At 52.8% G+C, this 12137-nt stretch carries 11 protein-coding genes; 8 read left to right on the top strand and 3 right to left on the bottom strand.

Going from position 1 to position 12137, the window contains the following annotated elements; all coding sequences use genetic code 11:
• Positions 1 to 280 precede the first annotated feature (280 nt).
• From rluB to cobT, 5 genes are all read left to right on the top strand, one after another.
• Positions 281 to 1201, top strand: a complete 921-nt coding sequence (gene rluB / locus CKQ54_RS16285) for a 23S rRNA pseudouridine(2605) synthase RluB (RefSeq protein ID WP_240783389.1) — start codon at positions 281 to 283, stop codon at positions 1199 to 1201.
• 136 nt (positions 1202 to 1337) lie between these two features.
• On the top strand, positions 1338 to 1892 hold the full coding sequence (gene cobU / locus CKQ54_RS16280; RefSeq protein ID WP_120161466.1) for a bifunctional adenosylcobinamide kinase/adenosylcobinamide-phosphate guanylyltransferase: 555 nt from the start codon (positions 1338 to 1340) through the stop codon (positions 1890 to 1892).
• 25 nt (positions 1893 to 1917) lie between these two features.
• Positions 1918 to 2670: an adenosylcobinamide-GDP ribazoletransferase gene (cobS, locus tag CKQ54_RS16275; protein WP_120161410.1), complete on the top strand. Its 753-nt coding sequence runs from the start codon at positions 1918 to 1920 to the stop codon at positions 2668 to 2670.
• Positions 2671 to 2686: 16 nt separating this feature from the next.
• Positions 2687 to 3283 (top strand): alpha-ribazole phosphatase, encoded by a 597-nt coding sequence (cobC, locus tag CKQ54_RS16270; protein ID WP_120161412.1) that lies wholly within the window; start codon positions 2687 to 2689, stop codon positions 3281 to 3283.
• Between the two features lie 26 nt (positions 3284 to 3309).
• The gene (gene cobT, locus CKQ54_RS16265) at positions 3310 to 4353 is read left to right on the top strand and encodes a nicotinate-nucleotide--dimethylbenzimidazole phosphoribosyltransferase (protein ID WP_120161413.1); all 1044 of its coding nucleotides are present in this window, start codon (positions 3310 to 3312) and stop codon (positions 4351 to 4353) included.
• Between the two features lie 16 nt (positions 4354 to 4369).
• Here the strand turns inward: cobT and cobO are convergent, their stop codons facing one another.
• Together cobO and CKQ54_RS16255 are read right to left on the bottom strand one after the other, a co-directional pair.
• Positions 4370 to 4960, bottom strand: coding sequence for a cob(I)yrinic acid a,c-diamide adenosyltransferase (cobO, locus tag CKQ54_RS16260; protein WP_120161415.1), 591 nt, complete (start codon positions 4958 to 4960; stop codon positions 4370 to 4372).
• A gap of 14 nt (positions 4961 to 4974) precedes the next feature.
• Positions 4975 to 5736 carry a YciK family oxidoreductase gene (locus tag CKQ54_RS16255; RefSeq protein WP_120161417.1) on the bottom strand — a complete coding sequence of 254 codons (762 nt, stop codon included), beginning with the start codon at positions 5734 to 5736 and terminating at the stop codon, positions 4975 to 4977.
• Between the two features lie 358 nt (positions 5737 to 6094).
• On the opposite strand from CKQ54_RS16255, the gene sohB reads away from it, so the two are divergent.
• Positions 6095 to 7138 (top strand): protease SohB, encoded by a 1044-nt coding sequence (gene sohB / locus CKQ54_RS16250; RefSeq protein WP_120161419.1) that lies wholly within the window; start codon positions 6095 to 6097, stop codon positions 7136 to 7138.
• A gap of 137 nt (positions 7139 to 7275) precedes the next feature.
• On the opposite strand, the gene CKQ54_RS16245 is transcribed toward sohB, so the two are convergent.
• On the bottom strand, positions 7276 to 7527 hold the full coding sequence (locus CKQ54_RS16245; RefSeq protein ID WP_112288850.1) for a YciN family protein: 252 nt from the start codon (positions 7525 to 7527) through the stop codon (positions 7276 to 7278).
• A gap of 462 nt (positions 7528 to 7989) precedes the next feature.
• Here CKQ54_RS16245 and topA point away from each other — a divergent pair, with 462 nt between their 5' ends.
• Together topA and cysB are read left to right on the top strand one after the other, a co-directional pair.
• Positions 7990 to 10587: a type I DNA topoisomerase gene (gene topA, locus CKQ54_RS16240; RefSeq protein ID WP_120161421.1), complete on the top strand. Its 2598-nt coding sequence runs from the start codon at positions 7990 to 7992 to the stop codon at positions 10585 to 10587.
• 474 nt (positions 10588 to 11061) lie between these two features.
• Positions 11062 to 12036, top strand: a complete 975-nt coding sequence (gene cysB / locus CKQ54_RS16235) for an HTH-type transcriptional regulator CysB (protein WP_112288851.1) — start codon at positions 11062 to 11064, stop codon at positions 12034 to 12036.
• Positions 12037 to 12137: the final 101 nt, after the last annotated feature.

Raw genomic sequence — 12137 nt, 5'->3', positions numbered from 1 at the left:
TCCGGAACCGTCACGGGCTGAAAAGCGCGGCGAAAAGCCACGTACTGACAAACCACGTACAGATAAACCACGCAGCGACAAGCCGCGTTCAGACAAACCACGTTCTGACGCAGGCCGCGGCGATTCACGCACCGAAAACTCCCGTATTGAAAAACCACGTACAGGCAAACCGGGTCGTCCGGAAAATGCCCGTGGTGAAAAACCTCGCGCGCCGCTAAAACCGCGTGGTACCAAACCTAAAGCTGAAGCGCTGTTTGATGAAAACGGCGAAGAAGAAGAAGTGAAATACCAGAAGCCGAAGAACGCACTGGACAGCACCGAAGGCCAAAGCGAAAAGCTGCAAAAAGTCCTGGCGCGTGCAGGCCACGGTTCACGTCGTGAAGTTGAAGCGATGATCCAGGCTGGCCGCGTCAGCGTTGACGGTAAAATTTCTACGCTGGGCGACCGCGTGGAAGTTACCGGCGGCACCAAAATTCGTCTTGATGGCCACGTTCTGTCAGTGATGGAATCTCAGGACACTGTCTGCCGCGTGCTGGCGTACTACAAGCCGGAAGGCGAGTTGTGTACGCGCAGTGATCCGGAAGGCCGTCCGACCGTCTTTGACCGTCTGCCAAAAATGCGCGGTTCACGCTGGATTGCGGTAGGTCGTCTGGACGTTAACACCTCCGGCCTGCTGTTATTCACCACCGACGGTGAACTGGCTAACCGCCTGATGCACCCGAGCCGTGAAGTTGAACGCGAATATGCCGTACGTGTGTTCGGTCAGGTTGATGATGAAAAAATCAAACAACTGAGCCGTGGCGTGCAGCTGGAAGACGGTCCTGCGGCATTCCGCTCGATCAAATTCCAGGGCGGCGAAGGCCTGAACCAGTGGTACAACGTGACCCTGACAGAAGGGCGTAACCGCGAAGTTCGTCGTCTGTGGGAAGCCGTTGGCGTGCAGGTCAGTCGCCTGATCCGCGTGCGTTATGGTGACCTGAACCTGCCTAAAGGCCTGCCTCGTGGCGGCTATAAAGAGCTGGATCTGCCAGACATCAACTATCTGCGCACACTGGTCGATATGACCGAAGAAACCGTCAGCAAACTGCCGGTTGAACGTGACCGTCGTCGTGTGAAAGCTAACCAGATCCGTCGTGCTGTTAAGCGCCACACTCAGGTTGCACCGGCACGTCGCGCAACCGGACCGGCAAAACGGGGTTAATCGCTGACAAGCGATGCACTTACGTCTATGCTCATAAACCGCAGTCAGTGACTGCGGTTTTTTTTGCTCAAAATTCAGGGCATAACGTCATTTCTGACGAATGTTGAATTAACCAACAGAAAGCATGGAGCCGATTATGATGCTGATCACCGGCGGTGCCCGCAGCGGTAAAAGCCGTTTTGCCGAGCAGGTGGCTGAAAAACGTGGCGGCGAGGTGCTGTATATCGCCACCTCAGTCGTGACCGATGCAGAAATGGCGGAGCGCATCCGTTATCACCAGCAACAACGTCCGGCTCACTGGCATACTTTTGAAAGTTATCGTGACCTGGGTAGTGTTGTGCGTGCGCATCAGGCGCAGTTCCCGACCATTATTATCGAGTGCATCACGACGCTTATCACCAATCTTCTGTTTGATATTGCCGGTGAAGCACCGCCGGAAGAGATGGATTTTGACGCGATAGAACAGCACATTTTTTCGCAAGTTGCACAGCTGATGGAAGCTGCGCAACATCCTGAATCCGAAGTGATTATCGTCACCAACGAAGTGGGCATGGGTATCGTGCCGGACAACCTGCTGGCGCGGCGTTTTCGTGATATCGCCGGGCGGGTAAATCAGCAACTGGCCGCCGCAGCGGACGACGTTTACCTGATTGTCTCCGGCATTCCGCTACCGGTAAAAACATCGGAATAAAACCACTCAGAAAAGGGAATTTATTATGGCTTTTTGGCGGCAGTTTCTGGCGATGTTGCAGTTCCTTACCCGCATTCCGGTGAAGGAACGAGGGTGCGACGGCGTTGAACTGAAAGAGTATTCCCGCGGGATTGTCTGTTTTCCGCTGGTCGGACTGGTGATGGGTTTACTGACCGCGCTGGTATGGTGGATTGTCATGCCGCATGTCGGCGCGCTTGTCGCAGCAATCGCCGTTGTCATCGCGCACATTATGCTGACCGGCGGTCTGCATCTCGACGGATTAGCTGACAGTTGCGACGGTTTGTTTTCGGTGCGCAGCCGCGAGCGGATCCTTGAAATCATGCGCGACAGCCGCATCGGCACTAATGGCGCGCTGGCGCTGATTGTGGCCGTTGTACTGCGGACAGCGCTGATTTATCAGATGAGTGCTGACGGATTGCCGGTGCTGGCGCTTCTTATCGTCACACCGGTTGTCGGGCGTGGCATGATGGCGGTGATGATGTACCGTCAGGTTTATGCCCGCGAATCGGGAATGGGCAATTTATTTATCGGTAAAATCAGTGAAGGGCGCTTCGGTGTCACATTGCTGCTGATGGCGGCGCTCGTGTTGTTCATCGGCGGATTATCATCCCTGTTTGCATTGCTGGTGACGCTGCTGTTTGTCTTCGGTTTCCGGGGTTTCGTTGCCAGCCGCATTGGCGGTCAGACCGGTGATACCCTGGGTGCAGCATGCGAATTAAGCGAACTGGTCTTCCTGTTTTTCCTGCTATGGCACTGAGATAAAGGACAAAAAGATGAAACTGTATCTGATACGGCACGGACAAACTCAGGCTAACGTAAGCGGCGTTTTTTGCGGCAGCAGCGACATTGCGCTGACTGCTGAAGGTGAGCGGCAGGCGCAGCACGTCGGCCGCCAGCTGGCGTCTGTGCCGCTCGATGCGCTGATCCACACAGATATGCGCCGCAGCCGAGATACGGCGGCTATTATTGCTCACGGGCGCGAGCTGACGATGGAAACTCAGCCGCTGTTGCAGGAGATGGCGTTTGGCGACTGGGAAATGCGCCATCACAAGGAACTGGAAGCCTCGCAGGCTGAAGGTTATCAGGCATGGTGTCAGGACTGGCAAAAGGCCGACGTCCCGCAGGGCGAGTCTTTTACAGATTTCACCCAGCGTATCCGTCAGGCTTTGCAGCAGCTGCATTTGCGCCCACAGGAAAGCCGGTTAGCGATCGTCGCGCATCAGGGTTCACTCAGCCTGTTGCTGGCGATGATGCTCAAACTGGCACCCTCCGACATGTGGCGCTTCCCGTTTAAGCAGGGCTGTCTGTGTGAAATCTATCTCAGTCATGGCGCTTGTGTGATCCAGCGTTTTAACGACAGCGGTATTTAACTTTTCAAACTCGTAAGGACAACCCGATGGCTTCGCTGGCAAATATCCTCCGTCAGATTGCTGAACCTGATACACAGGCCGCGCAGAAGGCGGCAGAACGGCTCGACAGTCTGGTTAAACCGCTGGGCAGCCTTGGCCGCCTGGAACAACTGGCGATCCAGCTGGCCTCTATTCGTGGCAATCAGCCGTTGCATTTTCCGAGCAAAGAAGTGCTGGTGATGGCTGCCGATCACGGTGTGTGGCAGGAAGGTGTCACGCCGTCTCCGCAGGTTGTAACTGCCATTCAGGCGGTGAATATTGTGCAGGGAAAAGCCGGGGTTTCCGTGCTGGCGAGAGCGGCCGGTGCGCAGGTTACGCTGATTGATTGCGGGATCATTGGCCCGGATATTCCCGGCACGCTCAACCATAAAATCGCGCAGGGAACGGGAAATATTGCCACCGGCCCGGCGATGACGCGCGAACAGGCTGAGTCATTGCTGATCTGGAGTGCAGAACGGGTGATCGCTAAAGCTGAAAGCGGTTTATCGCTGCTGGCTGTCGGCGAACTCGGTATGGCAAACACCACGCCCGCAGCGGCGATGGTGGCGGTGCTGACCGGTGCTCAGCCTGCGCAAACCGTCGGACTGGGTGCGAATCTGTCACCGGACAGACTGGCACATAAAATCAGCGTGGTGGAAAAAGCCATTGCGGTCAATCAGCCTGACCCGTCAGATGCGCTGGATGTGATGGCGAAAGTGGGGGGCTTTGAACTGGTGGCGATGGCGGGTGCCATGATTGGAGCGGCAGCTGCTGGTATTCCGCTGGTACTGGATGGTTTTCTTTCTTACGCATCAGCGCTGGCGGCATGCCAGATTGCGCCTGCGCTGAAACCCTATCTCATTCCTTCTCATCTTTCGGCAGAGCAGGGCGCGACGCTGGCGCTGGAAGCACTGGGCCTGACACCATATTTTGATCTGAACCTGCGGCTGGGCGAAGGCAGCGGCGCGGCGCTCGCGTTACCGCTGATTGATGCCGCCTGCGCGATTCATAACGAAATGGCGACGCTGGCAGAATGTCAGATTGAGCTTTAACCGGTGAAACAGGGCGTCACCAGTCGATGCCCTGTTGCGCCATAATACCGGCGTCAAAGGCATGTTTTACCGGCCGCAGTTCGCTGACGGTATCGGCCATTTCCAGCAAATCACGATGACAACCACGTCCGGTAATAATCACCGTCTGGTGCGCCGGACGGGCATTTAGCGCGTCCACCACATCCTGTAAATCCAGATAGCCGAAACTGATCATGTAGGTCAGTTCATCGAGCACCACCAGATCCAACGCGGCATCGGCCAGCATGCGTTTTCCGTGCTGCCAGACGGCCTGACAGGCTTCGGTATCGGTTTCTTTATTCTGCGTTTCCCAGGTAAAACCGGTCGCCATCACCTGAAATTCCACGCCGTGCGGCTCGAGCAGATTCTTCTCGCCGTTCGGCCATTCACCCTTGATAAACTGGATCACTGCCGCACGCATACCATGCCCGACGGCGCGGGTGACGGTACCAAAGGCCGCCGTGGTTTTGCCCTTACCGTTGCCGGTAAACACAATCAGAATGCCGCGTTGTTCTTTGGCAGCATCAATACGTGCATCAACCTGTTCTTTCAGCTTTTGCTGGCGCTGCTTGTGGCGATCTTCGGTCATCAGTGACTCCGTGATTATTCTGCCGGACCGGCTTTACGCCCCGGCTGGGCATCAAAACTGATACCGGTTTTACGGCGGCTGTCATCGCCCATCAGGTAAAGATACAACGGCATGATGTCGGCCGGTGTTTTGAGTTTATCTTTGTTTTCATCAGGGAACGCCGAGGCACGCATGCTGGTGCGCGTACCGCCCGGATTGATGCAGTTGACGCGCAAACCGGTATGCTTATGCTCTTCAGCCAGCACCTGCATCATGCCTTCGGTAGCGAATTTGGACACGGCATAGGCACCCCAGCCGCTGCGGCCTTCGCGTCCCACGCTGGAGGTGGTGAAGACCAGCGAAGAACTGGCGGATTTCAGCATCAGCGGCAGTAACGCCTGCGTCAGCATAAAGGTCGCATTCACGTTAACCTGCATCACGTTCATCCAGTCCTGCAGCTGAATTTCGGCCATCGGCGTAATCTCAGTCAGCAGGCCTGCATTGTGCAAAACGCCGTCGAGATGCGGTACCCATTGCGCGATTTGATCGGCAACGCGCTGGCAATCCTGCTGGCTGGCGGTCAGTAAATCCAGTGCATAAATAAAAGCCGGGCGCAGGTTTCTTGCCGCAATTTCCTGCTGCACGCTGGCCAGCTTGCTCTCAGTGCGACCCAGCAAAATCAGCTGCGCGCCGAAGCGGGCGTAGGTCAGGGCGGCTTCGCGACCAATGCCGTCGCCAGCGCCGGTAATGAGAATAATGCGGTTATTGAGCAAATCAGATTTAGGATGGTAATGCACAGTCAGTCCTCTTAAACGGGGTGCGATGTGGCGGCAAATGGCCGTCATCACATCTGGCGCACTTAATATCAAAAATGCCGGGAACGGGAGAAATTGCGCTCAACCGGGATCCGACATTTGGCGAAAATTTGGGGTGTTTTGGCAGTGATCACCGCTTGTATGCCTCAAATGAGCATGAGTTTCAATGATTAACCTAAAAACGGACAGTTCTTTTGTAACAAAATTGGAACACTGGCGCACTCAGTTTTACGTACGATTGACAATGTCATATTCAAACAAGACGCCGCAGCGACGATTGTCTAGAATGTTCAACATCTTTCTGACCACGGTTTTATGACCACATAGATAAGGCGGTTTTGTGGATTTACTTTCTCTTTATGGGCTGTTTTTGGCCAAAGTTGTGACTGTAGTGATCGCCATCGGCGCTCTGATAATTCTGGTGATTGGCCTTCGTCACCGTAAATCTCACAGCAAAGGTGAGTTACAGCTGATCGACTTAGGCGAACAATACCGCGAAATGCAACGTGAAATGCGCAGTGCGCGTATGAATCCTGCCGAGCTGAAAATTCGCAGCAAGGAACTGAAGAAAAAAGACAAAGCGGAAGCCAAACAGAAAAAACTGCAGGCAAAAACCGGTGGCTCGAAAAGCAAACCATGCCTGTATGTGCTCGATTTTAAAGGCAGTATGGACGCCCACGAAGTCACGTCGCTGCGTGAAGAAATTTCGGCGGTTCTGGCGGTGGCGACACCGGAAGACGAAGTGCTGCTGCGCCTCGAAAGTCCGGGCGGGGTGGTACACGGCTATGGCCTTGCGGCCTCACAACTTGTTCGCCTGCGTCAAAGCGGGATCCGCCTGACCGTTGCCGTGGATAAAGTGGCGGCCAGCGGCGGTTATATGATGGCGTGCGTGGCGGACAGAATCGTTGCCGCGCCGTTTGCCATCATCGGTTCCATCGGTGTTGTGGCGCAAATCCCTAACTTCAACCGTTTGCTGAAAAAGAACGACATTGATATTGAGTTGCATACGGCGGGTGAGTTCAAACGGACGCTGACGTTGCTGGGTGAAAACACCGAGGAAGGGCGCGAGAAATTCCGTGAAGACCTGAACGAAACGCATGTGTTGTTCAAGGAGTTTGTACATCAAAACCGTCCTTCACTCGATATTAATGCGGTAGCCACCGGCGAACACTGGTTCGGTACACAGGCACGAGAAAATGGTCTGATTGATGCGATCGGTACAAGTGATGATTTGCTGATTGCCGAAATGAAAAATCATGAAGTGATCGCTGTGCGTTACAGCCGTCGCAAACGCATGATGGACCGGTTTACCGGCAGTGCAGCAGAAAGCGCGGATCGTCTGTTCCTGCGCTGGTTGCAGCGCAGTCAGAAGCCGTTATTGTAACGCCTGATCTGGCGGGGCATAAATCGTTCTGGCTGAGCATTAAGAGTAAAAAGGGACTTTATTGTCCCTTTTTTATTGTCCCGATTTACTGCAAGAGTTAATCGGTAACGTTAACCTTTATTAGTCTTTTTTTACGCTTAATCGACGAGATGGTATTTTTCTGAAAAAAGATGCGCCAGGTGTTTAAACATATTAAATACTGCCGTGGTTTTTCTGGTCGGTAAACCGTCGTCATCCATGAAAAACTCCCCGCGGAAAACCAGCACATTGCCTTTCTGCTCAACGTCTGTCGCCAGCATTCCGTGCATGTAATCTTCGTGCTCACGGATAACCTTATTCGCCTCGACCAGTAAAGCTTCGCGACTAATTGCCGATGTATTTTCGTGCATGATATTTACTCCCCACTATAATTGCTGACGTTATTGTAATCCCGCGACGGAGAAAACCGCAAATCTGCTGTGGGTAATCCACCTGAACGGTTGATTGTTATTTGAACTAAACAGTCAAGAGTTTGCACGGATTGGCGAAAAGAGCGTTTACGTGTTAATTAGTTTGCGTGACGATTTTAATCAGGTAGAGTGTGGGATTTTGTGGCTTCAGGTGGAATGTTTTGTTTACGCTTGGTCATTATTTGACATGAAAATGGGCGCATTCTGCTGAGCCCTGTCTGGTTAATCCCTTGCAGAATCAGTGTTTTGAACCTCTGGAAGTCAGTTCGCTCCTTCTTTTAAAGAAATGAGTTGACGTTCTGACTCACTGCCGCAATATAAAAAAAGACGTGATATTGTGCCGCGGCATAACTAGACAAAATCTTCTTCAGTTGATGAAGAATCATTCAGGTAAAGGTAATTATGGGCAAAGCTCTCGTAATAGTTGAGTCCCCGGCAAAAGCCAAAACGATTAATAAATATTTAGGAAATGACTACGTGGTTAAGTCCAGCGTCGGTCATATCCGTGATTTACCGACCAGTGGATCCGCTGCTAAAAAAACCGCCGTCTCAACCGAAGAAAAAACAAAGAAAAAAGTAAAAAAGGATGAGAAAACTGCGCTGGTTAATCGCATGGGCGTCGATCCGTTTCATGGCTGGGCTGCTCAATACGAAATACTTCCCGGTAAAGAAAAGGTTGTTGCTGAGTTAAAAGCGTTAGCGGAAAAAGCTGACCACATCTATCTCGCAACCGACCTTGACCGCGAAGGAGAGGCGATTGCCTGGCATTTGCGGGAAGTGATTGGCGGTGATGACAAACGTTTCAGCCGTGTGGTATTTAACGAAATTACCAAAAACGCGATTCAGAATGCCTTTAAAGAACCCGGCGAACTGAATATTGATCGTGTTAACGCTCAGCAGGCGCGTCGCTTTATGGACCGCGTGGTGGGTTACATGGTGTCCCCGCTGCTGTGGAAGAAAATTGCCCGTGGTTTATCCGCTGGCCGTGTTCAGTCCGTGGCAGTGCGTCTGGTGGTGGAACGCGAGAAAGAAATCAAAGCGTTCGTGCCGGAAGAATACTGGGAATTGCATGCAGATTTACTGGCGAAGAAAGAAACCGCCCTGCAAATGGAAGTTACGCATCACCTGGAAAAACCGTTCAAGCCGGTGAATAAAGAACAGACTCACGCAGCCGTTTCGCTGCTTGAGAAAGCGCGTTACACCGTGGTTGACCGTGAAGACAAACCGACCAGCAGCAAACCGGGTGCGCCGTTCATTACTTCTACGTTGCAACAGGCGGCCAGTACGCGTCTGAGCTTTGGTGTGAAGAAAACCATGATGATGGCCCAGCGTCTGTACGAAGCCGGTCACATTACCTATATGCGTACTGACTCCACCAACCTGAGCCAGGACGCGGTGGAAATGGTACGCGGCTATATTGGCGAGAATTTCGGCGATAAATACCTGCCGAAAGCCCCGCTGCAGTACAGCAACAAAGAGAACTCTCAGGAAGCGCACGAAGCGATTCGTCCTTCTGATGTGGCCGTTGTTTCCGAACAGCTGAAAGATATGGAAGCGGATGCACAGCGTCTGTATCAGCTGATCTGGCGCCAGTTTGTGGCGTGTCAGATGACACCAGCTCAGTACGATTCCACCACACTGACGGTTAAAGCCGGTGATTATTCCCTGCGTGCCAAAGGCCGTACGCTGCGTTTTGATGGCTGGACCAAAGTGATGCCTGCGTTGCGTAAAGGCGACGAAGACAGAACCTTACCGGCGATTGAAGTGGGTACTGAACTGGAGCTGCAACAACTGCTGCCAACTCAGCACTTCACCAAACCGCCTGCGCGTTTCAGCGAAGCATCACTGGTTAAAGAGCTGGAAAAACGTGGCATTGGCCGTCCGTCTACTTATGCGTCGATCATTTCGACCATTCAGGATCGCGGTTACGTACACGTTGAAAACCGTCGTTTCTATGCCGAGAAAATGGGCGAAATCGTCACCGATCGTCTGGAAGAAAACTTCCGCGAACTGATGAACTACGATTTCACCGCACGCATGGAAGACGGGCTGGATCAGGTCGCTAATAACAAGGCGGAATGGAAAGCGGTTCTCGATGAATTCTTCAGTGAATTCAGCCAGCAGTTAGAAACCGCCGAGAAAGATCCTGAGGAAGGCGGTATGCGCCCGAATCAGATGGTACTGACCAGCATCGAATGCCCGACCTGTGGCCGTCCGATGGGGATCCGCACCGCCAGCACCGGCGTGTTCCTGGGTTGTTCCGGTTATGCGTTGCCGCCGAAAGAGCGCTGCAAAACCACCATCAACCTGATTGCTGATGCCGAAGTGCTCAACATTCTGGAAGGCGACGAAGCCGAAGCCAATGCGCTGCGTGCGAAACGTCGTTGCGGCAAATGCGGCACGGCGATGGACAGCTATCTCATCGACAATCAGCGTAAATTGCATGTCTGCGGTAATAACCCGGAATGTGATGGCTACGAAATCGAGCAGGGCGAGTTCCGCATCAAGGGCTATGACGGCCCGATCGTTGAGTGCGAGAAATGTGGTTCTGAGATGCACCTGAAAATGGGGCGTTTCGGTAAGTACATGGGCTGTACCAACGACGAGTGTAAAAACACCCGTAAGATCTTACGTAACGGTGACGTTGCACCGCCGAAAGAAGATCCGGTTCCATTGCCAGAATTGCCGTGTGAGAAATCAGACGCCTATTTCGTTCTGCGTGATGGTGCGGCTGGTGTCTTCCTTGCGGCCAATACTTTCCCTAAATCGCGCGAAACCCGTGCGCCGCTGGTGGAAGAACTGAAACGCTTTAAAGATCGTCTGCCGGAAAAACTGAGCTATCTGGCCGATGCGCCAGTCGCTGACCCGGAAGGCAATAAATCGATGGTACGTTTCAGCCGTAAGACCAAGCAGCAGTACGTTTCCTCTGAGAAAGACGGTAAAGCCACTGGCTGGACGGCGTTCTTTGTTGATGGTAAATGGGTCGAAGGCAAAAAATAATTATCGCCGTCATACTTCAACTTGCCGATGCGTTGGCTGCGCTCAGTCACCCCGGTCACAGGGTTTGCCCTGTGACCGGGGATGCCAGAGTTTGCCGCCTTCCTGAATTTTGAATTATTTAGGCGATAACCGAATGACTGCATCCTGTTGCGCAGTTGTAAAAAACCAGTCCTCCGGGCTGGTTTTTTTATTGCATTAAGATCTATCATCGCTGAGTTCTGCGTGTTTTTATTATCAGTCTGCGACAGACCGCGATTATCGTTATGTTCTTCGGGTATACATGACGTTAATAATTGATATAATTATTATATAAAATTTATTCTTATGCACTTAAGTAATAAGTTAATGCGTCTGGGGCATAAAAACGGTGCGTTCACAGACTTCCGGTAGTCGATAAAAAAATCATTTCCAGACTGTTCAGCCAACGGATGAACAGGGATGGCGACAGGGTTTGAAACCAGGGTGGTATGAGATATGAAATTGCAGCAACTGCGCTACATCGTAGAGGTTGTTAATCACAATCTGAACGTCAGTTCGACGGCAGAAGGCCTGTACACGTCGCAGCCGGGTATCAGTAAACAGGTTCGCATGCTGGAAGATGAACTGGGGATCCAGATTTTTTCGCGCAGTGGCAAGCATCTCACGCAGGTGACTCCCGCCGGGCAGGAAATTATCCGTATTGCCCGTGAAGTCTTGTCTAAAGTGGATGCCATCAAAGCCGTGGCTGGCGAGCACACTTATCCGGACAAAGGGTCGTTGTATGTGGCGACCACGCACACGCAGGCACGTTATGCCCTGCCGAACGTGATTAAAGGCTTTATCGAGCGTTACCCGCGCGTTTCGCTGCATATGCATCAGGGTTCTCCGACTCAGATTGCTGAAGCCGTTTCCAAAGGGAATGCGGATTTCGCTATCGCCACCGAAGCCCTGCATCTTTACGATGACCTGGTGATGTTGCCTTGTTACCACTGGAACCGTGCGGTCGTGGTTCAGCCGGATCATCCGCTGGCGGGCAAAGAGAAAGTCACCATCGAAGAACTGGCCGCTTACCCTATCGTCACGTATACCTTTGGCTTTACCGGCCGCTCAGAGCTTGATACGGCGTTCAACCGTGCCGGTCTGACGCCACGCATTGTTTTCACCGCCACCGATGCCGACGTGATCAAAACTTATGTACGTCTGGGGCTCGGCGTCGGAGTAATCGCCAGTATGGCGGTGGATCCGGTGCAAGATCCGGATCTGGTCACCGTCGATGCGCGCGATATCTTCACCTACAGCACCACTAAAATCGGTTTCCGCCGCAGTACGTTCCTGCGCAGTTACATGTACGATTTTATCCAGCGCTTTGCGCCGCATCTGACGCGCGATGTGGTGGATTCCGCCATTTCCCTGCGATCTAACGAAGATATCGAAGAGATGTTTAAAGACATCAAACTGCCGGTGAAATAAACCGCAACATTTTCTTTGCTGACCGCCAGTCCCGCCGCCTCTGATGATGCCGCGGGATTTTTTTTTGCCTGTTGAACACTTTGAGCTGTTATCGGAATGTT

The organism is Rahnella variigena, from assembly GCF_003610915.1.
Taxonomy (GTDB): Bacteria; Pseudomonadota; Gammaproteobacteria; order Enterobacterales; family Enterobacteriaceae; genus Rahnella; species Rahnella variigena.
This window is presented reverse-complemented; position numbering and strand designations above follow the sequence as displayed.